General features: G+C 32.6%; 23 protein-coding genes and 1 pseudogene. 7 read left to right on the forward strand and 17 right to left on the reverse strand.

Features of this window, described 5'->3' with window-relative positions; genetic code table 11:
* Positions 1-356: 356 nt before the first annotated feature.
* The 6 genes from ACXHHC_RS11720 to mutS form a co-directional block, all read right to left on the reverse strand.
* Positions 357-944 carry a helix-turn-helix domain-containing protein gene (locus tag ACXHHC_RS11720; protein ID WP_458226566.1) on the reverse strand — a complete coding sequence of 196 codons (588 nt, stop codon included), beginning with the start codon at positions 942-944 and terminating at the stop codon, positions 357-359.
* 227 nt (positions 945-1171) lie between these two features.
* Positions 1172-2446: a sugar MFS transporter gene (locus tag ACXHHC_RS11725; RefSeq protein WP_458226567.1), complete on the reverse strand. Its 1275-nt coding sequence runs from the start codon at positions 2444-2446 to the stop codon at positions 1172-1174.
* Between the two features lie 4 nt (positions 2447-2450).
* Positions 2451-3593 (reverse strand): sensor histidine kinase, encoded by a 1143-nt coding sequence (locus tag ACXHHC_RS11730; RefSeq protein ID WP_458226568.1) that lies wholly within the window; start codon positions 3591-3593, stop codon positions 2451-2453.
* Positions 3594-3597: 4 nt separating this feature from the next.
* Positions 3598-4065 carry an RNA methyltransferase gene (locus tag ACXHHC_RS11735; protein WP_458226569.1) on the reverse strand — a complete coding sequence of 156 codons (468 nt, stop codon included), beginning with the start codon at positions 4063-4065 and terminating at the stop codon, positions 3598-3600.
* A gap of 5 nt (positions 4066-4070) precedes the next feature.
* Positions 4071-6545, reverse strand: a complete 2475-nt coding sequence (locus tag ACXHHC_RS11740; RefSeq protein ID WP_458226570.1) for a DUF3857 domain-containing protein — start codon at positions 6543-6545, stop codon at positions 4071-4073.
* Positions 6546-6559: 14 nt separating this feature from the next.
* Complete coding sequence (mutS, locus tag ACXHHC_RS11745; protein WP_458229251.1) at positions 6560-9136, reverse strand: DNA mismatch repair protein MutS; 2577 nt, start codon at positions 9134-9136, stop codon at positions 6560-6562.
* Positions 9137-9322: 186 nt separating this feature from the next.
* Here mutS and ACXHHC_RS11750 point away from each other — a divergent pair, with 186 nt between their 5' ends.
* A complete protein-coding gene (locus ACXHHC_RS11750; protein ID WP_458226571.1) occupies positions 9323-9853 on the forward strand; it encodes an RNA methyltransferase in 531 nt (176 codons plus the stop codon).
* Here the strand turns inward: ACXHHC_RS11750 and ACXHHC_RS11755 are convergent.
* From ACXHHC_RS11755 to ACXHHC_RS11780, 6 genes are all read right to left on the reverse strand, one after another.
* Positions 9850-10383: a hypothetical protein gene (locus ACXHHC_RS11755; protein ID WP_458226572.1), complete on the reverse strand. Its 534-nt coding sequence runs from the start codon at positions 10381-10383 to the stop codon at positions 9850-9852. The two genes, ACXHHC_RS11750 and ACXHHC_RS11755, sit on opposite strands and share 4 nt — an antisense overlap.
* A gap of 5 nt (positions 10384-10388) precedes the next feature.
* Positions 10389-11753 carry an outer membrane beta-barrel protein gene (locus tag ACXHHC_RS11760; RefSeq protein ID WP_458226573.1) on the reverse strand — a complete coding sequence of 455 codons (1365 nt, stop codon included), beginning with the start codon at positions 11751-11753 and terminating at the stop codon, positions 10389-10391.
* Positions 11750-12298 (reverse strand): RNA polymerase sigma factor, encoded by a 549-nt coding sequence (locus ACXHHC_RS11765; RefSeq protein ID WP_458226574.1) that lies wholly within the window; start codon positions 12296-12298, stop codon positions 11750-11752. The genes ACXHHC_RS11760 and ACXHHC_RS11765 overlap by 4 nt, the downstream gene beginning before the upstream one ends.
* A 43-nt stretch (positions 12299-12341) precedes the next feature.
* The gene (locus ACXHHC_RS11770) at positions 12342-12758 is read right to left on the reverse strand and encodes a hypothetical protein (RefSeq protein ID WP_458226575.1); all 417 of its coding nucleotides are present in this window, start codon (positions 12756-12758) and stop codon (positions 12342-12344) included.
* Between the two features lie 72 nt (positions 12759-12830).
* Positions 12831-13274, reverse strand: coding sequence for a hypothetical protein (locus ACXHHC_RS11775; RefSeq protein ID WP_458226576.1), 444 nt, complete (start codon positions 13272-13274; stop codon positions 12831-12833).
* Positions 13275-13394: 120 nt separating this feature from the next.
* Entirely contained in the window at positions 13395-13817 is a 423-nt protein-coding gene (locus ACXHHC_RS11780) for a hypothetical protein (RefSeq protein ID WP_458226577.1), read from the reverse strand.
* Between the two features lie 137 nt (positions 13818-13954).
* Here ACXHHC_RS11780 and ACXHHC_RS11785 point away from each other — a divergent pair, with 137 nt between their 5' ends.
* The 4 genes from ACXHHC_RS11785 to ACXHHC_RS11800 all read left to right on the forward strand — a co-directional run bounded on the left by ACXHHC_RS11785 (position 13955) and on the right by ACXHHC_RS11800 (position 19982).
* Positions 13955-14458: a DUF456 domain-containing protein gene (locus ACXHHC_RS11785; RefSeq protein ID WP_458226578.1), complete on the forward strand. Its 504-nt coding sequence runs from the start codon at positions 13955-13957 to the stop codon at positions 14456-14458.
* A 517-nt stretch (positions 14459-14975) separates the two neighbouring features.
* Entirely contained in the window at positions 14976-16673 is a 1698-nt protein-coding gene (gene lysS / locus ACXHHC_RS11790) for a lysine--tRNA ligase (RefSeq protein WP_458226579.1), read from the forward strand.
* A 335-nt stretch (positions 16674-17008) separates the two neighbouring features.
* Positions 17009-17287 carry a DUF7151 family protein gene (locus ACXHHC_RS11795; protein ID WP_458226580.1) on the forward strand — a complete coding sequence of 93 codons (279 nt, stop codon included), beginning with the start codon at positions 17009-17011 and terminating at the stop codon, positions 17285-17287.
* 97 nt (positions 17288-17384) lie between these two features.
* Entirely contained in the window at positions 17385-19982 is a 2598-nt protein-coding gene (locus ACXHHC_RS11800; protein ID WP_458226581.1) for a hypothetical protein, read from the forward strand.
* 1 nt (position 19983) lies between these two features.
* Here ACXHHC_RS11800 and ACXHHC_RS11805 read toward each other — a convergent pair whose 3' ends face one another.
* Positions 19984-21396: a PAS domain-containing sensor histidine kinase gene (locus ACXHHC_RS11805; protein WP_458226582.1), complete on the reverse strand. Its 1413-nt coding sequence runs from the start codon at positions 21394-21396 to the stop codon at positions 19984-19986.
* Between the two features lie 4 nt (positions 21397-21400).
* The gene (locus ACXHHC_RS11810; RefSeq protein ID WP_458226583.1) at positions 21401-21988 is read right to left on the reverse strand and encodes a DUF4202 domain-containing protein; all 588 of its coding nucleotides are present in this window, start codon (positions 21986-21988) and stop codon (positions 21401-21403) included.
* Between the two features lie 183 nt (positions 21989-22171).
* Here ACXHHC_RS11810 and ACXHHC_RS11815 point away from each other — a divergent pair, with 183 nt between their 5' ends.
* Both ACXHHC_RS11815 and ACXHHC_RS11820 read left to right on the forward strand, forming a co-directional pair.
* Positions 22172-22846 (forward strand): response regulator, encoded by a 675-nt coding sequence (locus tag ACXHHC_RS11815; protein WP_458226584.1) that lies wholly within the window; start codon positions 22172-22174, stop codon positions 22844-22846.
* Between the two features lie 44 nt (positions 22847-22890).
* A pseudogene (locus tag ACXHHC_RS11820) lies at positions 22891-23739 on the forward strand (YifB family Mg chelatase-like AAA ATPase); the annotation flags it as partial.
* A 146-nt stretch (positions 23740-23885) separates the two neighbouring features.
* Here the strand turns inward: ACXHHC_RS11820 and ACXHHC_RS11825 are convergent.
* The 3 genes from ACXHHC_RS11825 to ACXHHC_RS11835 form a co-directional block, all read right to left on the reverse strand.
* Positions 23886-24497, reverse strand: a complete 612-nt coding sequence (locus tag ACXHHC_RS11825) for a recombinase family protein (RefSeq protein ID WP_458226585.1) — start codon at positions 24495-24497, stop codon at positions 23886-23888.
* A gap of 452 nt (positions 24498-24949) precedes the next feature.
* On the reverse strand, positions 24950-25603 hold the full coding sequence (locus ACXHHC_RS11830; RefSeq protein ID WP_458226586.1) for a hypothetical protein: 654 nt from the start codon (positions 25601-25603) through the stop codon (positions 24950-24952).
* A 1-nt stretch (position 25604) separates the two neighbouring features.
* Positions 25605-26591, reverse strand: coding sequence for a hypothetical protein (locus ACXHHC_RS11835; protein ID WP_458226587.1), 987 nt, complete (start codon positions 26589-26591; stop codon positions 25605-25607).

Raw genomic sequence — 26591 nt, forward strand, 5'->3', positions numbered from 1 at the left:
CCAACCTCATAGCAATGCTTACCTTCTCAAATATAAGCTAATTTCCCGTAGAATTTGTGGAATAAAATAGCAGAACAGTAGCAAACCAAAATTTCTACCGTATAAAAAAGAATTAGGACTATAGTAAAAAAGAAACGAGCACCGTGTGGTAAAGAAATAAGCACCGTGTGATAATCTAAAATGGCGGGCACCATTTTGTAAAACGGTGGGCACCATTTTTAAAAGTGTTGGGCACTAAATTTTGGGGCTGTTTTTTGGAGTAGAAGTGTAGCTAGTACAATATAGTAAAAAATGTATATGGTTACAATAGCTTGTCAAAGCACCAGAGTGGAGATAAGCCCGTATAAGTTATACTTTTATTCTTTTAAAAACTTCACACTAATCTTATACCAAACAGGTTTATTATTACTTATTCGGGTTGAATTAAAAACGATGAGTAAAAAGTTAAGGGTATACATATAGCTCATAAATCTTAGGCTACTTACAAATATGAGAGCTATTGCAGGATTCTTGCTAAAAAATAGAATATAGGTAGTAATTGATATCACTCCCAAGAATAGGATTAGATTCCAAGTAAGTTGAAAGTTTAATATTGCTGTCCCTAATGCATTAATCCCTTTGATTTTATTTTTTTTGGAATTCCACATAAAATAAGGAATTAGCACACCAAAAAGAGGGAAGAATAAAAAAGTAAGAGAAGACAAGTGTAAGATTTTTAGAAAGGCAATATCTTCTTGAATCGTCCAATCCATTAAATCGTCCGGGGTTATTTCAAGAGCGTTGGATAGTCTTTTTAACGTTTCTCCTGTAGGGTTGGTTTCGTTAGATTCAATTCGTTGAATAGTTCTTAAACTTAAACCAGCTTCTTCTGCAAGTATTTCCTGAGAAAAGCCTTTGCGATTTCTGAGATCTTTTACTCTTTGAGCTAAATTTTTGTTTTCCATGTCTGTTTTGTTTTAAATGATGGAACAAATCTAAACTCCACTAGTGTTTATTGGTAATGTCAGCCTTATGACATCTTTACGTCATCTGTGCAAAATCTAATTTTGTAGCTAATATGTAGGATGTTTATAAAGTTTTCATGCTAATTACGAATGACGAATTAAGAATTACGTTTTTTACATAACCATTAACCATTAACCATTAACCATTAACCATTAACCATTAACCATTAACCTTTCCCAAACTTGTGTCCTTTTATTGCAAAAAACAAAATAATAGCATAACAAGGAATTAGCATCCAGTAGGCTTGTGTACTAGCTTCGGAAATGGCAGTTCCACTGGCTACTTTTGCATCTACCAACTTACCGTATAGCGGTGTAAGTATAGCTCCACCAGCAATGGCCATAATTAGCAGCGCAGAACCTGTTTTTGTGAATTTACCCAAACCTTCTATACTCAATGGCCAAACAGCTGGCCATACCAATGCATTGGCAATACCCAGGGCAGCAACAAACAATACAGATGTAAATCCTGTGGTGAATAAAATACAGAAACTAAATAGAATCCCTAAAACGGCACTAATTTTTAAAGCATTGTGTTGGCTTAAATATTTAGGAATGGTAACCACACCTATACCATAAGTAATTACCATACTTAGTAAAGTAAACGAGGTAAAGAATTTAGAAGTATCGTTAGGGATTCCTAGAGCTTTACCGTAACTAATAATGGTGTCTCCTGCAATTACCTCAGCTCCCACATATACAAATAAGGTCAGTACCCCTAACCATAAATATGGGAATTGGAAAATAGACGTTTTGGTGGTTTCTTCTATATTTTCGTTATCAGAGTTTTCTGACAAGTCAATTTCAGGTAAAGGTGCTTTTCTTATAACAATGGTAAGTAGTATTAATACAAAAGCCATAATTAAATAAGGAGTTACTACTTCTCCTGCAAGATTGTTTAAAAAAGCTTCCTTTTCTTCTAATGAGAAGTTGCTTAATTTTTCATCTAAGTTATCGGTGTTAGAAAGTAATATGCTGGCGAAAATAATAGATCCCAAAGCCCCGGCAACTTTGTTTGCTATTCCCATAATAGAAATTCTTTTAGCGGCACTTTCTAAAGGTCCTAAAATGGTAATGTAAGGGTTAGAAGCTGTTTGTAACAATGTTAAACCACTTCCTTGTACAAACAAACCAAATAAGAATAACCAATACGTTCTAGAGTTGGCAGCAGGAATAAAGATGAATGCTCCCAATGCCATTATAAATAATCCTAAGGACATTCCTTTTTTGTAACCTGTTTTTTCTAATATTTTAGAAGCAGGGAGTGCCATTACTACATAGGAAATGTAAAAGGCGGATGCTACCCAGTACGATTGAGCTTCGGTTAACTCGTTAATCGTTTTCATATAAGGAATTAAGGCACCATTAATCCACGTAACAAATCCAAAAATAAAAAAGAGTCCAGCAATAATGCTAATGGGTATCCAGGGTTGTTTTTTCATAATTTTAACTTTTGGGAAGATTAATTTGGAAGGTAGTTCCTTTGTTTTTTTGCGATTGTTTTACAAATATTTTACCGTTGTGATAGGTGGCAATTATTCTTTTAGATAGGGAGAGTCCTAAGCCCCAGCCTCTTTCTTTGGTGGTATAACCAGGTTCAAAAATTTTCTTTTGCAAATTCTTAGGGATTCCTTTACCCGAATCTGTAACTAAAATTTGAACCTCCAAAGGAGTATTGATAAGTTCTATATTGATAAACCCTTTTCCCTGCATGGCATCAATGGCATTTTTGATGAGGTTTTCTAACACCCAACTAAAGAGTTCTTGGTTTAGTTTTATTTCGGGAGTTTTAGATGGGATATAAGAAAATAAAACGCTTTTAGAACTTCTGTTTTTAAAGTAATCAATGGTCTCTTCTATAAGTTCCGATGGGTTGTGTAAAGATTTGTTTGGTTCCGATCCTATTTTAGAAAAACGATTGGCAATAATGCCCAAACGATCCACATCTTTTTGCATTTCGTCCACATAGCTTTGGTCTATGTTTTCCATTCGTAAGATCTCTATCCAGCCTAGTAAAGAAGACAAGGGAGTTCCTATTTGATGCGCAGATTCCTTAGCCATTCCATTCCAAAGTTTGTTCTTGTCGGAATTGTAAGAAGCGGTAAAAACAGCATAAATAACGCCTAAGAAAATCAGGAAAATTAGAATTAAAGCAAGAGGATAATATCTTAGTTTTTCTAGAATTTCTGAATTGGAATAATAGATGTATTGTTTTTTTTCTAAGACATCTATCTCTATAGGTGGATGAAGGTACTTCATCTCCTGTAAACTTTTTTTAAGAATATCTTGTTTGTTCTCTTCTTTGTATTGAATGTTTTTGTCTAAGAGAATTTGTCCGTCTTCGTCTATAACAATCATAGGAATGGTTTTGTTATTCTCTATGATTTTAACCAATAAACTAATATCATCTTCTCCAGAAGCGTTGTTAAATTGAACATAAGCTTCTGCTAAAATTTCCATTTTAACTTCTTCCTGTTGTTTAAATCCGTCAAAGAATTGAAAGGTGTACCAAAGTATAGAGCTAACAATTCCAAAAGCTAATAGTACCAGTAGTTTTTTGGATTTTAGAAACTGGAAAAATAGATTCATGTATTTATCTAAGGTTAATAGGTGTTTTGCTTCCTCTGTCGTACATAACAATGCTTCCTGCTACGGCAACATTAATGCTGAGTGTGGTTTTAAATTTAACCAAAAAATGCGATTTTTCAATAGCTTCTCTCGTTAATCCGTGATCTTCTGCACCTAATAAGTATACACAGCGTTTAGGGTGTTCAAAAGTTTCTAAAGATACAGCTCTATCGTCCAGTTCAACCCCAACTAAAACAGCACTTTTGGGTAAGAATTTATAGAATTCCTCAAAGGTGTCGTAATGATAATAGGGCATAGCTCCTACAGCTTTGTGCGTGTCGCAAGCTTGTTTAGAATATCGGTTTCCAATGGTGTAGATAAAACTAGCTCCCATATTTTGGGCAGATCTCCATAAAACTCCTAGGTTTTCGGGAGTTTTTCCATTCATAATTCCAATTCCAAAATATCCCTGTTCTAGGTTGTCTATTTTCATTTTTACTAGTATACGTTTACAAAGGTTTTTTTAGGTCGTTCCGAATAAGTGAAATATCCTGTCCATGCTAAAAAGGCTAATAAATAAATCACACTTGAGTCGTTAAAAACATCCAGAGAATCATTACCTGCGAATAAATTGTACGTTAATTTTAATAACATGGGGATTGCAAATATAGCAAGATAGAATGCAGAAGTTAAAATACTTGTGCTGGTTCTCTTTTTAAAAAATAAAATGAGTAACAAAATGTTAAAACCGATAAAAAAAATGTGGAGCATGTATTGTGCGCTCGCGATCATAAGTAGAGTATTAGAATTGGGCATTGTGTCATATTTAATCCAGCTTCTACCGATAAATGGTTCTTTGTTATGGAAAGATATGGCTAATTGATAAAGCGAGGCTAAAAGTCCGATAGGAACAAAGTATAAAACCCCTCCTAAGCTTAAATGGAGATTTGAATATTTAAAAGGATCAGGGTTAAAATCGGTATAAATCTTTGATAAGAAATATAGGGTAAGGTAGAAGGTGAAAAGCCCTAAAAATATGGCATGCCAACTCATTCCGGAATGGTCACTGTTTTTTTCATAACTCAATGTAAAGCCTGTTTCGGAATATATTTTGTCGTGTTTTTCTAAAAAAGAGGAAACCTCATTTTTTTTCAAAAAGTGTTTTTTTAAGTCATAGTCATACGTAACAGTGATTACTTTGTTTTGGTATGTCGCTTTTGCTTTGTAGGTAAAAGAGGAGTCAATAACTTCATCATAAAAACCTGTAATACTCCATTCTTCTGGTACCTTAATATAAGTTGTGTGATGATAAGTTTTAGGAGGCCCTAAATAGTAGGGCATGTTTCTATTAGGAGCTTTGCTATAATCAATCAATGATTGAAGGCCTAAAGGACTGGTTTCACAGTGAATTGTTTTTTCGTCTTCCTCGTCATCATACCAAAAATTGTGGATTTTATACTTTTCCTTTACTATAAATTCATTTGTGGTATTTCTATCCCAATCTTCTACTTCAATTTCTTCAATAGGTTGTATTTCAGGATGTTGATAGCTATAAAATTCAGTATACTTTTTTTGAATTTCACTGTAAGAATTAGATTTAAAATAACTTCTGTTTTTGTCTGCTTCGCTACCTTTATAGGTTGTAACTACTTCTAAAATACAATCTCCTCCAATAGAATCCATTTTAAAAGTTTTTTTAACATCTGTTGATGCTTTTTGTAAAACGGGTATTGATGTTAGGTTACTTTCCCCTTTTTTAATTACTAAACCAAAAAAGTAATTTGGGTTTTCATGGTGTTTTAAATCACCTCCTTGGTTAGAAATAGTTGGGTCTATAAAGTATTGTTGGTCTTGATAATCAATCTGAACAATGCAATGGTTGAATGTGTTATAAGAAGGTAGTTTGTTGATGATTGTTTGTTTGCTATCTGTATTGACAAGCACTGGGTATGCTTTTACTCCTATATTCTTTAGAAGAGTTACGAGTAATAAAGATTTGTCTTTGCAGTCTCCATATCGTTGAGAGTATATTTTTTGGGGAGAATGAGGTTTGTAGGCACTAATTCCATCTTCAAAACCTAAATAGCGTACTTCATCTTGAACAAAGCGAATGGTTTGAATTATTTTATGTTCTGTAGTTCTTGCGTTGGTAAACTCTAGAGGTTTAAGTTTTGAGTTGTATCTGTAATGAGGCAGAGCCCAATTTACAATGTCGTTCCAGTTATTAAAGGTTGAGAAGGAAACTCTTTTTTGCTGATTGTACCAGTTAGGTGTGTTTTTGTCGTAAATGACTTCCTTAGAGTTGGTAGCGATAAGAATATATTCCGTTCCGTATTTAGTGTCTTTTATTTTAGGTGTTGGAGCTCCAGAATAAGTCTTGTAGTTTATTTCTTTACTAGTAATAATTCTATGTGAAATAAGTTTAACCGGGATGGTATATTCCAAATAGGCAGTTTTACTAAAACTCCCTTTACTGATAGGGTTCATACCTATTCTAGAATAAGCATATTCAATAATGTCGTTTTTTCGAATATCTTTTAAATTAAAAATAGTGGTTAAACTACCATCGTATAGTAATCTTTTGGAACTTTCCTCTTTTTGAATGGTCTGAATTTTGGCATCTGTGATTTTGTTAATTATTCTTCCATCCCTAATTACATTGATAAAATGGAAATTTATTTTTTCATAACTAGGATCAAAAGAAAAGTCCAAATCAGACATTTCTTGAACCCCTTCGTTATTGTTTATTTTGATGGCGAAATGAGTGAAGAAAGTTTTACGGATTAAATTACTCTGCCAGTTTGTTAACAGATAGGACGAAGCTCCTTGAGTATTTTTTTCTGTGGTTGTTTTGTTATAATCAACAATTTCAACCCATTCAGGAATCTTATATAGTTCTATTTTCTCTTGTGAACGTCCAGAAAAGCATAAGAGTAAAAGAATTAAATTCAGTAAGTAATGTTTTCTTTTCATAGCGTTTTTTTTAGTTAATCTCCCGTTAGCATTCTTTTTATTTCGTTTAACTTCATTAAAGCTTCTACAGGTGTTAGTGTATTGATATCGGTTGCTAAAATCTCATCTTTAATATCATCTAACAATGGGTCGTCCAATTTAAAAAAGCTCAACTGAAAATCGTCTTCTTGGGTAGCACTCTCTAGTTTTTCTTTGTTTTCTTGTAGTCCATGGCTGCTTTCCAATTGCTTTAACATTTTGTTGGCTCTGTGAATTACAGGTTGTGGCATTCCGGCTAATTTTGCCACATGAATACCAAAACTATGTTCACTACCCCCAGCAGTTAACTTACGAAGAAAGATTACCTTGTCTTTTAGTTCCTTTACAGATACATTAAAGTTTTTAATCCTAGGGAATGTATTGCTCATGTCGTTTAGTTCGTGGTAGTGCGTTGCAAACAACGTTTTAGCATTGCTAGGGTGCTCGTGTAAGTATTCTGCAATGGCCCAGGCAATAGAAATACCGTCGTACGTACTGGTACCACGCCCAATTTCGTCTAATAAAATCAAACTACGTTCCGATACGTTGTTTAGAATACTAGCTGTTTCGTTCATTTCTACCATAAAAGTAGATTCTCCCATAGAGATGTTGTCGCTGGCACCAACACGTGTAAATATTTTATCTACCACCCCAATTCTGGCTTGTTGAGCAGGAACATAACTTCCCATTTGTGCTAATAAAACAATCAATGCTGTTTGTCTTAAAATAGCAGATTTACCAGACATGTTAGGTCCGGTAATCATTATAATTTGTTGCTGATTTCTATTTAATGTAATGTCGTTGGCAATGTATTCTTCTCCAAAAGCCAATTGTTTTTCTATTACTGGATGACGACCGTTTTTAATTTCAATGTCTGTGCTATTATCAATAGTAGGTCGTACATAGCTATTGTTCATTGCTAAAGTAGCAAAACCACAAAGGCAGTCTAGCTGAGCTACTAAGTTTGCGTTTAGCTGAATGGGTTGTATGTAGTCAATTAAGAAATGAATCAGCTCAGAAAATAATTGTTGTTCTAGCAAACCAATTTTTTCTTCGGCACCTAAAATCTTGGTTTCATATTCTTTTAATTCTTCGGTAATATAACGTTCTGCGTTTACGAGTGTTTGTTTGCGAATCCACTCTTCTGGAACTTTATCTTTATGCGTGTTTCTTACCTCTATGTAGTAGCCAAAAACGTTGTTAAAGGCAATTTTTAAACTTGGAATTCCAGTTCTTTCAATTTCACGTTGTACCAAATTATCTAAGTACTCTTTTCCAGAATTAGAAATTTGTCTTAGTTCGTCTAATTCGGAAGAAACTCCCGTTGCAATGGCATTCCCTTTGTTAATATTTACAGGAGCATCTTGCACTAAGGTAGTTGCAATTTTTTCTCTTAACAAGGTGCAGTCTTGCAATTGTTCCCCAATGGTTTTTAGCGTGATGTTGTTACTCTCTTCGGCTGCTTTTTTAATAGGGATGATGGCATCTAAAGATTGTTTTAAGTAAACCACTTCTCTAGGGTTTATTTTACCAGTAGCTACTTTAGAAATCAAACGTTCAATATCGCTAATCTGTTTAATTTGATAAGAGGTAGTTTGGTAAAAATCGTCGTGGTTTGTAAAGTAGTTTACGACCTCGTGTCTTTTGGTAATTTGAGACTCTTCTTTTAAAGGCAAGGCCAACCATCGTTTTAGCAAACGTGCTCCCATAGGAGAATTGGTTTGGTCTATAATGCTTAAAAGTGTAACCGCATTTTCGTTGGTAGATTGATATAGTTCTAGATTACGAACCGTAAATCGATCCATCCAAACATATTCGTTTTCGTGAACGCGTTGGATGCTGGCAATGTGTTTTAACTTTTTATGGTGTGTTTCTGATAAATAATACAAAACAGCACCGGCAGCTATAATTCCTTCGTGCAGGCTCTCTATACCGTACCCCTTTAGAGAGTTTACATTAAAATGTTTTAATAAGTTTTCGGTTGCAAATTCAATCTGAAAAACCCAGTCGTCTAAATAAAATGTATGAAATCTGTCTCCAAAAGTTTCGTTAAATAAAACTTTATGTTTCTTTTCTACGAGTATTTCACTAGGGCCAAAATTTTGTAATAATTTATCAATATACCCCGCATCTCCCTGTGCAGTTAAGAATTCACCTGTAGAAATATCTAAGAAAGAAACACCTAAATTCTTCTTTCCAAAGTGTACCGAAGCTAAGAAGTTATTGTTTTTAGATTGTAAAACCTCATCGTTTAACGCAACACCAGGAGTTACCAATTCTGTAACACCACGTTTTACAATGGTTTTGGTCATTTTAGGATCTTCTAACTGATCGCAAATAGCCACACGCAAACCAGATTTTACCAGTTTTGGTAAATAGGTGTTTAAGGAATGGTGTGGAAAACCAGCCAAAGCGGTTTCAGATTCACTACCACTTCCTCTTTTGGTTAAAGTAATGTTTAAAACCTGTGCACATTTAATGGCATCGGTACCAAAAGTTTCGTAAAAATCTCCCACTCTAAACAACAACATGGCATCAGGGTATTTTGTTTTAATACCATTGTATTGTTTCATTAATGGGGTCTCTTTTTTTGCTTTGGTTTTAGCCACAGTGATAATTTTTTTAGGATTTCTAGCGAAAATAATTGATTTTATTCTTAGGAACGAACATCTAAAAAAAAGTTATTAAGGTTCTATTGACAATTTTAAAAAAGCTATGTGGAAATAAGCTAATTTTGTAGCCGTAATAATTCTCACAAAATGCGAAAACTTAAAAACAAAGAGTTAAACAGATTAGATGTAGAGGCTTTTAAAGAGGTGGAGAAAACTCCCTTAATTGTGGTGTTAGATAATATTAGAAGTTTAAATAATATTGGCTCTGTTTTTAGAACCAGTGATGCATTTGTGATAGAGAAAATTTATTTGTGTGGAATTACTGCGGTTCCTCCCAATAAAGAAATTCATAAAACAGCTTTGGGAGCAACTGAGTCCGTAGATTGGGAATATGTAGAAGATACCTTAGATGTCGTTAAAAAGTTACAAACAGAAGGTGTAAAGGTTTCTGCTATTGAACAAGCCGATAATAGTGTGAAGTTACAAGAGTTTTCTATTCAAACTGGGCAAAAGTATGCCATTGTAATGGGGAATGAGGTAAAAGGGGTACAGCAAGAGGTAGTAGATATCTGCGATTACTGTATAGAAATTCCACAATACGGAACCAAACATTCGTTAAATATTTCTGTAACTACTGGAATAGTACTGTGGGATTTGTTTAAGAAGTTTAAGTTTTAATCAGCTATAGATTTTAGTTTAAAGATTCCGTTAAAAGTTCTTTTTTCGTTTCCATAAAAAATAACATCTATAGAAATATCCCATTCTGTTTCTGATAGTTTTTTACCAGTAATAGTTCCTGTTGGAGCCACTGCTTTTTCTGGTGTGGTCTGAAAAAAACAAAAACAATACTTGGTAAAGGTTGTCTTTGTGGTGTTAAGATCACTGTTTTTAAGTGAGAATAACGCTGCATTTTTATCAATTTCAAAACGAATTGTTTCAGAATATTCATCGTCGGCTATCAGGGGTTCATCATCTGCAGTAAATTCATATTCAAAAACTAGTTTTTCACCACTTTCTATGTTAGCCCATTTTAAATAGGTTCCAGTGTTAGAAACAATTGATAATTGACTGTCTTTGTAGAATGAAAATTCAAATGTGCCTTCTTGATTAGGTCCGTTAAGGATTTCTAAAGGTGTTGTCGTGTCGTCCTCATTGGTGCAAGAGTTTGCTAGCATTAGTAAAAAACAAAGAAAGGCGAATCGTTTCATTAAATTTAAAATTTATAATTAATACCAGAAGATAGCCCCAATAAATAAGGCCTGTTGTTGTTTCTGTTAAAGGTTTGTGTCTGAAATTTTACATTAGGTTGTAAGTTGATAAACCATTTTTTGGACAGGTGATATTCTATATCTGTACCTAGGTTTATACTAAAATTAAGGTTGTTTAAGTTGGTAACACCTCCATGAGATTCGGTAAAAAAGGTATTTGTAGAGGTAAGGTTATTTTCTGTTAAGAAGAGTGTACTAAAACCTCCGTTTAAATGGAATGACAGATTTTTGGATTTTAAAAATTCGTAACTTACTTCTATAGGTATTTCCAAATAACTGAATTGTTGTGCTATTTCTTTGTTTTGATTGGTGCGACTAAGAGAGGTAAAAGAGTTTTCTGTACTAGCAACATCGCTAAATACAAGTTTGGTGGTTCTAGGAGTGCTGGTGTTAATTTCTACTGGTTTTTTAACGGTGTTTTGATAAGCGCTAATTCTACTAAAATGAAATCCAAGTTCTTGTGTTTGTGTGTTCTGAGCCATGGTGATTCTATGGGCACCCGTTTTTATTTTTAATTTTTTAGATGCTTGATAGGCAATATTTATTCCATAGGCTACATTGGTTAGACCTGTCTTTTTTGCATTGTTTAATCTAGTGTCTATTGTAGAGTTTTTTGAGAGGGCATTGTATGTGTATTGAGATATAACGGGAGCAATACTCCAATGCCTTTTAACGCTCTCTTTTTTGATTTTAGTTGCTTTCGATTGGGCTTTTTCTGCTAACAGGGTTTTGTCTAAAGACTTTTTAATAGAAGTTTTTAGAGGGGGGGTGTTTATTAGAGTTTTGTTGTTTTCTTTAGTTGGTTTTAACTCATTTTTAACTTGTTTTCTGCTTGTTTTTTCTGCTGCTCTAATAGTGTTAGGTTGACTAATTTTGTTGTTTAAAGCGGTTAATAGTGTTGGGGTAGGGGTGGTTGTTTTAACACTAGGTTCTGCTTTTTTGGTTTTAGGTTTGTTTACAAAGGTTGTTTCAGGTAATGTAACTTCCTGTTTAGTAGTGTTCTTTACAGCTGCTGTTACAGGGCTTTGTTTTACGGTTTGTTTGTTAGTCTGTTGTTTTGGAGCAGCAGAAATTTCTGTAGTCGCAATTTCTGTATTGGTTTGATTGGTGTTTAAAGGATATATCCATAAAAACAATAATAAAATAGCTGCAGCAGAACCCAAAGATGAATACCAAAATATCACTTTTTTCTTTGCTTTTTTTTGCGCTACTAGAGTAGCTTCTATTTTATTCCATACCTCAGGATTAGGGTTCATTTCTAAGTCCTTGAGTTTTTCTTGGTAGATTTTTTCTATTTCTCTGGAGCTCATAGTGAAACTGATTTTGTGGTTGGTGAACTATTACTATTGCTCAACTCTTTCTTTAGTAAAACTTTTGCTCTAGATAGGTTAGACTTAGAGGTTCCCTCTGAAATGTCTAATAGTTTACCTATTTCTTTATGCGAATATCCATCAAGCACGTACAAGTTAAAAACAAGACGGTATCTGTTAGGGAGTTTCTGAATAGAATCTAGTAATTGATTTAAGTTGGTTTCCTTTTCTTCAATTTCGTCATCTATCTCTTCTTTAATCTCTTCGTTTACTAAAGGGAATACTTTGTCTTTTCTATACTTTTCAAGGGTGGTGTTAATCATAATGCGTTTCATCCACCCTTCAAAAGATCCTTGGTTTTTAAACTGATTTATTTTGTTGAAAATGGTAATAAAACCATCGTGTAAATTGTCTTCTGCCTCTGTTTGATTTTTGGAATATTTATAACAAACTGCATATAGTTTACCAGCATACAATTTATACAAAGCTGACTGAGCTCTGGAATTGTTCTTTTGGCATTTTTTTATGAGTTCCTGAATTTCCATCTAGATTTCTAGAGCAGATTTGTAATGATTACTAAAGCAGTATTTATGGTGCTATAACGGGTACAGTGTACTCCTCATAAATATTTTCGTCGTCATCGTCTATGCCTTTCCATATTTTAAATACATAGTCTTCTGTTTGAGTGATTTTTATGGGAACATAGGTTTCTCTAAGTGTAGTTTCTTCTTCACAAGTTACAGGGTCGTCATCTACATAACTGATGATTGACATGTATCGTGTAGATTCTGATAGGGTGTAGTCTAAATCGTAGAAATAATGACACTTAGTTGGTAGCGTATATTTAAACCAAATAGTGTCTATTTCATTGTAAGTAAAGTTATCTGGAAATGTAATTTCATCAATGCTTAATCGTTCTAAATGATATTTGGGAATGCTAACATCGTCGTTAGAACAGGAAAAAAGGGTAGCTACAATTAAAAATAGGTATATAAAACGTTTCATAATTAAAATATTTTGTGTCTAAATGTTAGATGCAGATTAAAAGAAATAGTTGCGTTACACCAATAAAAAAAATTAAGGTTTGTTTACAGGGATTTTAATTTCTGTAAAAATATCTTCCCCCTTACTTGTTTTTCCTTTCCATAGTTTAAAAATATAGTAGTCATAATTTTCAATGGTAATATTAAAGCTTTGCACATCTTCTCTTTCTGCTTGAGTGCAAGCAGTGCTATTGTCAATAAATACCTCTACAGCTAATTTTATAACATTGTTATTAATTATATAGTTTAAATCATTATAGTCATAACAGCTATTTGGTAGGATATAGGAGTACTGTATGTTGTGTTTTTCTCCCAAATTTAGACTGCTAGGTGTTTGTAGGTCTTTAATAGGCAGATTAACTATTAAGGATTTGTTTTCTGTAAAAGAGTCACTATCGGAATAAGCTATATCACTACTGTCGTCAGAACAGGAGTTAAGTGAAATAATACATATTAGAATTAAAATAAGCCGTTTCATGCTAAATAAATAACGAGTTGGTAATTGTTGTAGTAAAGATAAACTATTCCTACCATTGCACACTTTACAATTAATAGATGCAATGATGACTAAAAGGTTGCTTTTCTAAAGCTGTAAAGCCTACTTTGTTTTTATTAAAATAGGTAGTTTGTAGTGTGTGGTTACAGGTATATCTCTTTTTGTGGCTGGTTGAATAGGTTCTAGACCTAAAATAATTTTTTGTATTTCAGAACTAAGTTGAGGTAGGCTAATAGAGGTACTGTCTTTAATTTTAAGTGTTTTATACTCAAAAAAACCTTTGTTGTTAATGTTGAATTCCACTATTAATGTATCGGAAAAGTGTCTATTTGTTTTTAATTTTAAATTCTGAATACGAGTGTTAATTTTATGCTGTAACTCTGTTTCAAAACAGATTCTTATATCTTCGGGCTGTTGTAGCGGGTCGCATTTTTTAAAGAGAGGATACCTGTCAACTTCGGTAAAATCTATTGTTTGTTTTTCCTCGTTAAAAGAGGATAGGATAGATACTGTAATAGAATTCATTTTTTCACATGAAAGCAGGGAAAAAGAAAAAAGCAGTAACCAAAGATTCTTCATGTATTTTAACATCTGTATACTCAAATTTACATTTTTTTAGACAAGAATGCTGTAACTTGCCCTTAAAAATAAATGTTTAGACTATGGATTATGTATTACTAATTGTAGGTTTTTTCTTTATGATAGGTGGTGTTTTGGGGTCTTTTTTACCTGTTATTCCAGGACCTCCTACCAGTTGGTTGGGGTTGTTGTGTTTGCACTTAACCAATAAGATACAAGCAGATTGGACTTTTTTATGGATTACATTGGCGATTGCTATTATTATAACCATTGCAGATTATATTATTCCAGCTATAGGAACAAAAAAGTTTGGAGGGAGTAAATACGGAGTGTGGGGATCTACTATTGGTTTGATAGTAGGTTTAATTTTTACTCCTGTTGGAATGATATTAGGTTTGTTTCTAGGTGCACTTATAGGGGAGTTAATATACGATAGTAGAGATTTTAAAAAAGCTTTAAAGGCTTCTTTAGGTTCTGTATTGGGCTTTTTCTTGTCTACAGGGATAAAATTAGCGCTAGGGGTTGTTTACTTCTATTTCTATTTAGCTACTGCGTGGGAGCATAAGGAGAGTTTTGTGACTTGGTAGGTGTATAAATAAAAAAAGCAACCCTAAAGGGAAGCTTTCCATTGGTAATTAAACCCTAAACCATTTGCATGGTTTACAACAACGATTCAAAAATACTTTAAAAAAATACAATATGAAAAAATACTTGGTCTTAATTTCTATTGTATGCTCAATTAGTACTTGTCACTTTAAATTAGATTAAAGTAGCCAAAAGAGGGGAGTAGCGTTTTATGAAGATTTTGTTTGCGCGAGTAGTGTTAAAAGACTGTTAAGATCAGAGGAGCTGTGTTGAAAAAGAAAAGATAGGAAAGAATAGTGCTGTTCTAGTGTTTTAAAAGCGGAAAAAGTAAAGAGGAGCAATCCAAAAAAGACTCCTGTAATTGTGATTTGTAGTCTAGCTCGTCAGCTTTTCATCCATCAAAAAAAATCTCTTTTAATAAGATCGTGTTGCAAGTGTAGGTTTTTCACTAAACTTTTTAAGAATTAACTATCTTTGCAGGCTCAGAATTAATGCATTAAAATTTAAAAGACATTCGGCATGCAATTATCAGAACAAGAAATTGTAAGAAGAGAGAAGCTTGATAAGTTAAGAGCTTTAGGAATTAACCCATATCCTGCGGATTTATTTCCTGTAGATAGTTATTCTAAACAGATTAAAGAAGGGTACGAAGAAGGAAAAAAGGTAGTTATTGCTGGTCGTTTAATGCGAAAGAAAATTCAAGGAAAAGCTTCTTTTGGTGAATTACAAGATGCAGAAGGGAGAATTCAGGTCTACTTTAATAGAGATGAAATTTGTCCTGGAGAAGATAAGGCTTTGTACAATGACGTATTTAAGAAGTTATTGGATTTAGGAGATTTTGTAGGGATTCAAGGAGAGTTGTTTAAAACTCAAGTAGGAGAGATTTCTGTAATGGTTCGTGATTTTAAAATGTTAAGTAAAGCATTAAAGCCATTACCGTTGCCAAAAACTGATGCAGAAGGAAATACGTACGATGAATTTAACGATCCAGAATTACGTTACCGTCAGCGTTACGCAGATTTAGTAGTAAATCCACAGGTAAAAGAAGTGTTTGTTAAGCGTACGAAGTTGTTTAATGCAATGCGTTCTTTCTTTAACAACGCGGGTTATTTTGAAGTAGAAACTCCAGTTTTACAACCAATTGCAGGTGGAGCATCTGCACGACCATTTATAACACACCACAATTCTTTAGACATTCCTTTGTATATGAGAATTGCAAACGAATTGTATTTAAAGCGTTTAATTGTTGGTGGTTTTGATGGAGTGTATGAGTTTTCTAAAAACTTCCGTAATGAGGGAATGGATAGAACTCACAATCCGGAGTTTACAGCAATGGAAATTTATGTTGCTTACAAAGATTACAATTGGATGATGGAGTTTACCGAAAACTTGTTAGAGCATTGTGCTATGGCAGTTAACGGAACTACAGATGTTGTTTTTGGTGAACATGAGGTGAGTTTTAAGGCTCCGTTTGCAAGAGTTACCATGGCAGATTCTATCAAACATTTTACTGGTTTTGATATTACTGGTAAAAACGAAGATGAATTAAGAGCTGCTGCTGTTGAGATGGGAATTGAGGTAGATAGCACCATGGGGAAAGGAAAGTTAATTGATGAAATGTTTGGTGAAAAGTGTGAAGGTAACTACATACAACCAACATTTATTACAGACTATCCTAAAGAAATGTCTCCGTTATGTAAGGAGCATAGAGATAACCCTGAATTAACAGAGCGTTTTGAGTTGATGATATGTGGTAAAGAAGTTGCTAATGCATACTCTGAATTAAATGATCCTATTGATCAAAGAGAGCGTTTTGAAGCTCAGTTAAAGTTGGCTGAAAGAGGAGATGATGAAGCTTCTAACTTTATTGATGAAGATTTCTTAAGAGCTTTAGAGTATGGAATGCCTCCTACTTCAGGATTAGGGATTGGTATGGATCGTTTGATTATGTATTTAACCAACAATCAATCTATTCAGGAAGTTTTATTTTTCCCGCAAATGAGACCAGAGAAAAAAGCTCCTGCGGTAGAGTTAAACGATGACGAAAAAGCATTGTACGAAATCATTCAAAAAGTAGAGAAAATAGACTTAAATGAATTAAAGGCTCAATCTGGATTATCTAATAAGAAATGGGATAAAACCATTAAAGGTCTTACAGGTAAAGATTTGGCAAAGGTTTCTAAAACAGATGAAGGTTTGTTTGTTGAGGTAATCTAACTAACAGAAAATACATTTTTTTGAGAAAAGGAAATCCAAACGGATTTCCTTTTTTTTATGCATGTGTAAAATATTTTGTGTCGTGGAATAATTTTTGTTAACCATCAGTTTATCAGTGTTTTGTGTTTATGTTTGGATTTTTGATAACTTTTTCATAAATTGTATAGTGTTAATAATATGTTAAATTTCTTTTGTTGATAATAGTTAAGATGCTGATTTATAAAAGTTAACAGATGTCCTTTTTTAAAGCTATATATCGTAATTTTTACTTAACATTAGAATGCTAAATCTATTCTATTTTTACCCCAGCTTTAAACCCTAATCCCCAAAGCTATATGAAAAAGATAATTACCCTATTAATGGTGTCTTTAATGATATCCTGTGCTATAGAACTTCCTGCTAATATGGAAAACCGTTTGATAATTCCTCAAAGATTCCATGCTGGACAAGGTGGAGATAAATGTCCACAAGGAGGAATAAAATTTACAACAGGTATTGATGCGAATCAAAATGGAGAGTTAGAAGAAGGTGAAATTGATAAGATTCAATATTTTTGTAGTGGAGAACCTATTCCTACTGATTTGTTAAGCTCTGCTACTGGAGAGCCAGAGTAGTAAAGCCAATAGAAATCTTTTGTAAAATCTAATAAATGTTCATTGTGTAGGTATAAGCATATATCTATCTTTAGGCTTGTAAATTAAGCCTAATTTCATGAAAAAAATAGTTAAAGTATCTGGTGTTGTTGTTGGAGTCTTTCTACTGCTTCTTTTTGTCTTACCCATAGCCTTTGGTGGTAAAATCAATAGAATTGTTAAAGAACAAATCAATGCAAATCTTAATGCAGATGTTGGTTTTAAAGATGTATCGCTTTCCTTTTTAAGAAGTTTTCCTAGTCTGTCTGCAGATGTTCAGGAGTTATGTGTAGTTAATAAGAAACCTTTTGCAGGTGATACCTTAGTTAAGGTGGAACATGCTTACTTTAGTATAAGTTTGTTAAGTCTTTTTAGTGAGCCAAAAGTTAATCGTATTAAAATTACCGATGCCTATATAAATATAAAGGTTGATAAAGACTCAGTTGCAAATTATGATATTGCACTTCCTTCTGATTCTGAAATAGAAAGCAAGGCTAAGGATGAGGTAGGTGAATCAAAGCCATTTTCGCTATCGATTGATGCATATAGTTTAGAAAATATAAATCTAAATTATGTTGATGAGGTGTCTAGTTTACATACTAAAATAGTAGATTTTAATCACTCAGGTTCTGGTGATTTATCCAAAGACGTTTTAAGCTTAGAAACGCATACCAATGCCAGTGAAATTACTATTGCAATGGGAGATATTGTCTATCTAAAGAAGTTAAAGTTAAAATATGATGCAACCGTTGGTGTAGATTATAGTAATGATTTAGCACTTTCTTTTAAGGATAATGTATTGCATTTTAACGATCTTCATTTACTTTTTGATGGAGGTTTTACATTGTTGGAAGATGGGTATAGTTTAGATGTAAATTTTTCGTCCAAAGAGTCTAAGTTTAAAAGTTTATTGTCTTTAATTCCAAATGCTTTTACAAAAGATTTTCCAAAGGTAGAGACTACAGGTGGCTTAGATTTTAAAGGAAAGGTAAAAGGTTTGTATTCGGAAAGCTCTATTCCTACAATGGATATTGAGGTGAAAACCGAAAATGCAAGTTTAAAATATCCAGACTTGCCAAATCAAATAAAGGAAATCAATTTAGATACTCATATTACGAATGCATCTGGGGTGATGGATGATACCAAGGTAGAGGTAAAGGATTTTGGTTTTAGAATTTTAAATGATGTTATTAAAGCAAAAGTTGTAGTAACCAAGCCTATTTCTAACCTAACGGTTTCGTCTGCTATAGATGGAAAAGTGGATTTAGGAAATTTAAAAAATGCATACCCTATTCCTCCATTAGAGTACGAATTAAAAGGGATGATTGAGGCTCACCTGTCTTCTTATTTTGATATGAATTCAATAACCAAAGAAAAATACCAGAACATTAAGAAATCTGGAAATATAAAATTACAAGATTTTACTTTTGGTTCAGATTTTACGCCAAATCCTATTTTGGTTGAAAAGACAAAATTAACTTTTAATACCAAGAATGTATCATTAGAGGAGACCACTGTTAAAACTGGAGAATCTGATATTCGCTTAAAGGGAACTTTAGATAATTTATATGGATATGTTTTTTCTAATAGAACGCTAAAGGGGAGTCTAGATGTAAAATCGAATCTTTTTAAGGTGAGTGATTTTTATGAAGCGGACACTACTTCCGTGTTAAAGGAAGAAGGTTCGGTTACTAAAGAACATCAAGACGACGGAGAGCAAATTAAAATTCCAGCAAATATTTATGCACTTGCAAATGTAGAAGCAAAAAGGGTGGTTTATGATAATATGGAGCTAAGTAGCTTTAAAGGGGAAGCAATTATCGAAGATCAGAAAATTACTTTTAGCAATGCCAATGCGAATGTGTTTAAAGGTTCGGTTGCGCTAAATGGTTATGTGGATACAAAGCCCAATAAAACTGCGTATAATTTTGACTTGAAATTAAAACAAGTAGATATTGCTAGTGCTTTTAATGGAATGGGGATGTTGCAAAAAATAGCTCCTATAATAGGTGCTTTTAACGGTAGGTTTGATACTGATTTAGATTTGAATGGTGCATTGGGGAATGATTTTATGCCAGACTTATCTATGTTAACAGGAGCTGCTTTTGCAAACTTACAAGTAGATAAAATAGATGCCTCTAAAAATCAATTTTTAAGCCTAGCTGAAAATAAAATGAGCTTTTTAGATTTTAGCAAAACAGATTTAAAAGACTTAAAGACTCGAATTACGTTTAAAGAAAGTAAGGTGAATGTACAGCCTTTTACATTTCAGTACAAAGACATACCTGTTACTATTGGTGGTTCTCATAGTTTTGACAATCAGATGAATTATAGCCTTAAACTAGATGTACCTGCTAAATATTTAGGTAATCAAGCTCAGAGTTTGGTTAGCAGTTTAAGCGGTTCAGATCAAAACAATATTAAAGTACCATTAAATGTAAAAGTAGGTGGAACAGTTACCAAACCTACTGTTGCTCCAGATATGAAGTCTGCAGTTAGTTCTTTGGCAAAGGCTACGTTAAATCACCAAAAAAGCAAGTTAAAAACGAAAGCGCAAGACAAAATAATTAATTTACTAGGAGGTGCATCTAAAGATACCACTAGCTCTGGTAAATCATCCAAAGACGAAATTAAGAAGACTGGTAAGAAGCTGTTAAATAGCTTGTTTGGAAATTAAACTATTTAGATAAAGGAATAACAATATGTATTGTTGTTCCTTTATTTTTTTCAGAATTAATTTTTAGTTTTCCTCCAACGTACCCCATACGTTCTTTCATAAAACGTAAGCCGTTCCCGGTACCTTTAAAATGTTCTTTAGAAGCTTCAGGATCAAAACCAACACCATTGTCTTCTACTTTTATTTTTAAGTAAGAATCTGTGTGACTTATAGAGATTAAAATGTATTCCGAGTTGGAGTATTTTAATGCGTTATTCACAGCTTCTTGAACAATACGATAAATATTTACTTCTACGTTTTTGTCTAAACGTTTGTCAAATTCGGTAGTGTTTTCGTAGAGTACATTGTGTCCGGTAAAGTTACCCACCATGTTAGTCATTTTTCGTATGGCAGAGGTTACACCGTGGTCTGTAAGTTCGGGAGGAGCAAGGTTAAAGGTAACGGTTCTAACATCTTTAATTAATTGTCCAAAGACTTCCTTTAAAGAGTCTAAACTTTTTTCAGCGCTTTCTTGATTTTTAATATCAATACCGTCAATGTTAAAACGTAAAGCGGTAAGCATCTGACCAATTCCGTCATGAATATCTTTAGCAATACGTTTACGTTCATCTTCCTGAGCAGTCATAATTTGTTGAGATAAATCTTTTTGAGACTGAACCTCTGCAACAAATTTATTTCTATTTGCTTTCTGAATTTCTATACCAGCATTTTTACGTTTGGTAATATCGTGACAAACAATTAATCGTCTTTTAGAGTTTTTTAAATTGTCCATGTTAATAATAGACATTTCAATCCAAAAGACATCCCCTTGGTGATTGGTTAAACGTAGTTCTTTGTTCACCAATTCTCCTTCAGCACTGTTTAAAATCTTTCTGATTTTATGATGTTGATTGTGTTTATAGGTTAAAACTTCTTCGAATTTTCTAAACGTTAAATCTTGTTTGTGACCTAAATATTCTTCAAATTTTTTACTGATATAGGCAATTCTATTTTCGTCTGTAATTGTTGCGTAAAGAACCGCATTGTTTACCGCAAAATTCAACTCTCTAAAACGCAATAGTGTATTTTCTCTAGAAGATAGAGGTCTGTCGCTATTGTGAATGTTGTTTTTAATGGCTAATAGATCTGTAATTAAATCTAAATAGGTAATATAGGTAGGTTTGATTAGTTTGAATAAAATCCAACCCAAATAACCTAAGATAAAAGCAGAGATAAAACCAAGATAAGCTTTTAAGTTGCTAATATCATCTTGGGTCATTAGTTTCGTTCTTTCGCTAGAGAGCTTTGCTTGAATAAAGTAGCTTAATACGATAACAATTACGAATAGTAAGAAAAAGGCTCCTGCTATTTTAGATCTTCTTTTTTGTAAAAGAGATCGTTCTCTATCGGATAAATAAGTGTCTAATAACCCCATAATATTATGCTAATGCTTTTTGTACTAGTGCTAGTCCTGAATCAGAAAAAGGAAGATTTAATGCTGCTTTATGTCCGTTTTCAGACATTTTAGCCCAAGTTTTTTGTACAATATCAATTATTTTTTCTTCATTGTGTTTTGCTGCAAATTCATCAAAATAAAACTCTAAGAAAACCAAACAGATTACATCTTCTAATGCTTGTGTAAGCTCGTTCTTTTTTAACTGTTTCTTTAAAAGTAAAAATTGAACTTCTTCAATAATTTCTTTTTCATATCCTACAGAGCTTAAAATTTCTTCTGCTTTTTGAGCATGTAATTTTTTTAATTCATTTCTCCATTTTAAGTAACCAACCCTGTCCATTGGGAAAGAATTTCTTGGTATTTCCCATCTACAAATATGTTGACATCTAGCAGCTAGTTTTAAAGATTCGGGTGCATTTGGTAAAAAAGCATCTAAATGTTTTGTCATTCTAAGTCCGTACAAGTATTCTTTAGGATACTCTGTTTCGTTAAAATGTTCTTTATTAGGATCTTTTTTGTTCATTTCATCCATTAATAAAATAGCTTTGTCGTATTTGGTAGATTGCTCCATGGTCTTTTTTATGATTTTAAAGTCATAACAAAGTTCGTTAAAAACTCACACTTTTTTTAGATAAAAGCAAGTGAATAAAGGTGGAGGTAAAAAAAATACGTAGATTTTATGAACATATTACGTATTTTATTGTAGTTTTACGTATCTATTAATTAAGTACTTTAAATAAGAGTTTTATAAGCAATGAGTCAGATTAACATTCTTCTAGTCGATGATCACCTATTGGTAAGAAATGGATTGCGTTCTTTGTTAGAGAGTGAGTCTAACTTTTCAGTGGTTGGTGAAGGGACTAACGGAAAAGAAGGAGTTGATTTAACTTTAGAGTTAAAACCAGATATCTTAATTATTGATGTGCGAATGCCAGTAATGAATGGTATAGATGCCGTTGCTGAGTTAAGTAAAATAGGAACAGCTACAAAAGCTATTATTTTATCTATGCACGACTCTGAAGAGTATATTTTAAAAGCAATTGCTGCTGGAGCCAGTGGATATTTGTTAAAAGATACTAATAAAGAAGAGTTTGTAAAGGCTATTACAAGTGTTTACAACGGAGGTAAATATTTTAGCGGAGATACTACAGATGCTATAGTTAAAAGCTTGATAAGTGGAGGGACTCCTTCTGCTGCAACTGCACCGCAAAGACCAATGCAAACTACCAATACCGAAGTTTCTAAATTAACGAAGAAAGAAACAGAAATTTTGGAGTTTATTTTAAATGGGTTTACCAATTTAGAAATTGCAGATAAGCTTGGCAAAAGTAAACGTACCATAGAAACACATCGTTTTAACTTAATGAAGAAGTTGGATGTTAAAAACTTGGTAGAATTATCTAAAAAAGCCCAAGAATTAGGCTTTTAATTCCATTCTAACTTTTTTTATATCTTTAGTAGAAAAGATTTACTATGCTAGAGAAAGTTCATGCTGCTGCCTTTTTGGGAGTGGATGCTACCCTTATTACCATTGAAGTAAATATCGATCAAGGTATTGGTTATCATTTGGTAGGGTTGCCAGACAATGCTGTAAAAGAAAGTAACTACAGAATACATGCAGCATTAAAAAACAATCAATTTCATTTTCCTGGAAAGAAAATAACCATAAATATGGCACCAGCGGATATGCGCAAGGAAGGGACTTCTTATGATGTTTCTTTGGCGGTGGGTATATTAGCGGCTTCTAAGCAGGTAAATTCGGATAAGCTACAAGATTATATTATAATGGGAGAACTTTCCTTAGATGGTAGTTTACAGCCTATAAAGGGGGTTTTGCCTATAGCAATAGAGGCCAAAGAACAAGGTTTTAAAGGAGTAGTGCTTCCGGAAAAAAATGCCAAGGAGGCTGCGTTAATTGATGACTTTGAAGTTTATGGATTAAAAAATATAGTTGAAGTAATTGATTTTTTAGCGGGGAGTGCAAGTTTTAAACCCTTAATATTCGATACTCAAAAATATTTAGATAAAATTGAGAATCAGTTTTCTTTTGATTTTATGGATGTTAAAGGTCAAGAGTCTGTAAAAAGAGCGTTAGAAATTGCTGCTTCTGGAGGTCATAATGTTTTGCTAATTGGTCCACCAGGTTCCGGAAAAACGATGTTGGCAAAAAGGATTCCTAGTATCTTGCCTTCTATGTCTTTAAATGAGGCGATTGAAACCACTAAAATTCATTCCGTAGCAGGGAATACAAAAAACAAAGAAGGGTTAATTTTAGAAAGACCTTTTAGAGCTCCTCATCATACAGTTTCAGATGTGGCTGTAACTAAAGAGGAGGTGTTTGTTTATTCAGTAGGAGTGTTGTAGTGGTTTCAGAATCAATGTGTTAGTCGGTGTGTGTTTGCGTAAAAATCTTTTGATTATCATACAGTAATTAAAAAGAAAAGGGTGGGTTTAAAGTATTGGGAATACTACATTAGTCTTTTTACTTTTTGTACTGTACCTAAACTTACATCACAAAATTTAGCAGTTCTTCTTAATGAAGTTCCTTTGTTAATTTCTTTAATTACATTTTTGTATCTAAAAAGAAAGGTTTTTATTTCTTCTGTAGATCCCTTAACACGCCCTTTGTAAACTCCTTTAGCCTTAGCAATAGCAATGCCCTCACGTTGCCTTTCTAATAGAGTTTCTCGCTCCATTTCTGCAACATTACTCATAACGCTGACTATTAAATTAAATGTTTGATTTGGTTTTAATTTATCGTCTTCTTTTGTATTATCTTTAATTAGACTTTCTAGCCCTAAATTATCAACCTTTAATATAACTTCATATGAAGTGAATAATTTAATGGTTTGTAAAATATCTAACGTGTTACGTCCTAGACGATCAATACTACTAACGGAAACATAATTTATCTCACCTTGCTTTATAGCTTCAATGAGTCTTTTTCCTTGTTCACGTTCATTGAAAGGGGTTGAACCACTAATAACGTCATCAAACAAAACCTCATCTTTAGAAGCTCTACTTGTTTGTCTATCTAAATTCTGTTTTGTACTCGAAACTCTATTATAACGTGCTTTCATAACTGTACTATATTAAAGTTATGTAAATATAAACTTTTTAATTTAGTTGTATCATATTTAGGGTGTATGTAAATGATACGAATTTTGTCTTGTATTTCTGTTTTTGAAAAATTAAAAAAACGTATTACTATTAAACTATACTTAAAATTAATACACTACTTAATTAAATCATGACCTAACATCAATCCTAATCATCGTTCTCGTTGATAATCTCATTTATTAGAGTCATTGAAACCATAATCAACCCCAATATCTAAATCAACATTTGATTAATTAAATTTTAATACTGCAACTCCATCTAAAGTACCTCCTAAAACAGATTTTTCAGAAGTAACATTGTCGGTATTACTTGAATTAAGCTTTATTGTTGTAATTCCAAAAAAGGAGCAGCTCTAAAAGCAAACTCTTTCTTATCAAAGCCTTTCATTTTAAAATCAATATTTAAAATAAAACTAGCTAGGATCACTTAGTTTTTGAAAAACTAACAAATCATTGAGTAAACTTTTCTTATCAAAAAACTTCACCATATCTAATTTCTTCCCACAACATTTTTTAAATTTCCCTTTACCACATATTGGACAAATACTATTTCTTCTAGCTTCAATTATATTAAGAGATATTTTTAAAAGAAGAACTATTTCTTTAGGTTCACTCAGATGAAAATTTTCTCGGTAATATTGAACAACACCTTTATCAAAATGTTCATACTCTCCATTTGCATAACTCCCCTCTGATAGCTTATATTGATGATTTACAAAATATGGATAAATATAGTCCTTATAATAACTAATTAAATCATACCCTTGTCTTTTGTATTTATGTAATTCATGTGGAATCTCTAAACAACAAAACCCTTCTTTAGAGATGTGAAAATCTTCGTCTCTTTCTATATAATTAGAAACTTCTTTAACTTTTGGTAGAGAATTTGGATAATTAGGGTCAAGAATAATTGATATTTTGTATGAGTTCCTGAAAACCCCATCTTCATCTATAACATCAACTTCACCACTTACTATATAAAATCCTTTACCTAATTTAGAAGAGGATGAAAATTTTTTATAGTAAGAAGTAAAAGAAGATATATCTTTTTCAGCCTTTGTTTTCATATTAACTTAAATAAGGCTTATTTCTAGATGCTATTGAAAATAAACTTTTAGAACTTTTGTTTTGAGCACTTTCTATGTTTTTAAAAAATAATTTTCCTTCAGAATTCTGAACAACTAAGTCGTTAATTAGTAGATATTTTTCCCAATCAAATTTATACCTATGATAATTTCTCCCATCTTCATAATCCCAAATTAGTTTCTGACAACTAAAAAATGATTTATTAGATATTTGATTAACTATATTCTTACCAACTTGAACACCGTTCTCTTCTGCTTTAGCTTGCATTTTAGGTGCTAAACTAGTATGTAAACTTGAAGTAGTTACTTCTCCAGTATTACCTATGCCTGAATAAAACCATTTCACTTGTTTATCATGCCCTAAATCTAAGCCTACTCTTGTATAAATATTTTTAATACCATTATCTTCGAAAAATTCACGTAAATCATTCTTTACAAAATAAGAAATTGTTCCAAATGCTTTTAATGCATTTTCAGTGCTCTTTATTTTGTCTTGATTTTTTCCACCAAAATAAACCATTAATCCATCTCCCTGAATTCTATGCACATAACCATCAAATAAACTAACAGCAAAAATTGAAGCTCTAATTATTGACTCAGTAATAAGCGTTACAGTGTCCAAGGTAAATTTATTATATAGCTTTGTACTATTTTTCACATCTACAAAACCAGAGATAATCCAGTGTTTTTCAGACATGTTTGTGTTTCTTAAATATCTAAAATCAGGATGATTTCCTAAATCTAAAGATTTACTTTGTAAACCATCTGGATTATAGTTTTCCTTTATGTCTGCCAAAGAAAGATTCATTTTCTCTAAATCAGGTAAATTATCCTTTAAAGCTATTATGTGACTAGTGTCATAGTCTTGATTCTCAGCGACTATTTCACCTCTTAATTTAACATCTAAATACTTAGGGTCGTTTTCTACTGCGTTTTTTATTACTTGTTTATAATCGTTAAAAAAATTCAT

The organism is Wenyingzhuangia sp. IMCC45574 (assembly GCF_054182685.1).

Coding starts and splice junctions, on each gene's coding strand:
- ACXHHC_RS11720 (WP_458226566.1), bottom strand. CDS start 944: ATGGAAAACAAAAATTTAGCTCAAAGAGTAAAAGATCTCAGAAATCGC.
- ACXHHC_RS11725 (WP_458226567.1), bottom strand. CDS start 2,446: ATGAAAAAACAACCCTGGATACCCATTAGCATTATTGCTGGACTCTTT.
- ACXHHC_RS11730 (WP_458226568.1), bottom strand. CDS start 3,593: ATGAATCTATTTTTCCAGTTTCTAAAATCCAAAAAACTACTGGTACTA.
- ACXHHC_RS11735 (WP_458226569.1), bottom strand. CDS start 4,065: ATGAAAATAGACAACCTAGAACAGGGATATTTTGGAATTGGAATTATG.
- ACXHHC_RS11740 (WP_458226570.1), bottom strand. CDS start 6,545: ATGAAAAGAAAACATTACTTACTGAATTTAATTCTTTTACTCTTATGC.
- mutS (WP_458229251.1), bottom strand. CDS start 9,136: ATGAAACAATACAATGGTATTAAAACAAAATACCCTGATGCCATGTTG.
- ACXHHC_RS11750 (WP_458226571.1), top strand. CDS start 9,323: ATGCGAAAACTTAAAAACAAAGAGTTAAACAGATTAGATGTAGAGGCT.
- ACXHHC_RS11755 (WP_458226572.1), bottom strand. CDS start 10,383: ATGAAACGATTCGCCTTTCTTTGTTTTTTACTAATGCTAGCAAACTCT.
- ACXHHC_RS11760 (WP_458226573.1), bottom strand. CDS start 11,753: ATGAGCTCCAGAGAAATAGAAAAAATCTACCAAGAAAAACTCAAGGAC.
- ACXHHC_RS11765 (WP_458226574.1), bottom strand. CDS start 12,298: ATGGAAATTCAGGAACTCATAAAAAAATGCCAAAAGAACAATTCCAGA.
- ACXHHC_RS11770 (WP_458226575.1), bottom strand. CDS start 12,758: ATGAAACGTTTTATATACCTATTTTTAATTGTAGCTACCCTTTTTTCC.
- ACXHHC_RS11775 (WP_458226576.1), bottom strand. CDS start 13,274: ATGAAACGGCTTATTTTAATTCTAATATGTATTATTTCACTTAACTCC.
- ACXHHC_RS11780 (WP_458226577.1), bottom strand. CDS start 13,817: ATGAATTCTATTACAGTATCTATCCTATCCTCTTTTAACGAGGAAAAA.
- ACXHHC_RS11785 (WP_458226578.1), top strand. CDS start 13,955: ATGGATTATGTATTACTAATTGTAGGTTTTTTCTTTATGATAGGTGGT.
- lysS (WP_458226579.1), top strand. CDS start 14,976: ATGCAATTATCAGAACAAGAAATTGTAAGAAGAGAGAAGCTTGATAAG.
- ACXHHC_RS11795 (WP_458226580.1), top strand. CDS start 17,009: ATGAAAAAGATAATTACCCTATTAATGGTGTCTTTAATGATATCCTGT.
- ACXHHC_RS11800 (WP_458226581.1), top strand. CDS start 17,385: ATGAAAAAAATAGTTAAAGTATCTGGTGTTGTTGTTGGAGTCTTTCTA.
- ACXHHC_RS11805 (WP_458226582.1), bottom strand. CDS start 21,396: ATGGGGTTATTAGACACTTATTTATCCGATAGAGAACGATCTCTTTTA.
- ACXHHC_RS11810 (WP_458226583.1), bottom strand. CDS start 21,988: ATGGAGCAATCTACCAAATACGACAAAGCTATTTTATTAATGGATGAA.
- ACXHHC_RS11815 (WP_458226584.1), top strand. CDS start 22,172: ATGAGTCAGATTAACATTCTTCTAGTCGATGATCACCTATTGGTAAGA.
- ACXHHC_RS11825 (WP_458226585.1), bottom strand. CDS start 24,497: ATGAAAGCACGTTATAATAGAGTTTCGAGTACAAAACAGAATTTAGAT.
- ACXHHC_RS11830 (WP_458226586.1), bottom strand. CDS start 25,603: ATGAAAACAAAGGCTGAAAAAGATATATCTTCTTTTACTTCTTACTAT.
- ACXHHC_RS11835 (WP_458226587.1), bottom strand. CDS start 26,591: ATGAATTTTTTTAACGATTATAAACAAGTAATAAAAAACGCAGTAGAA.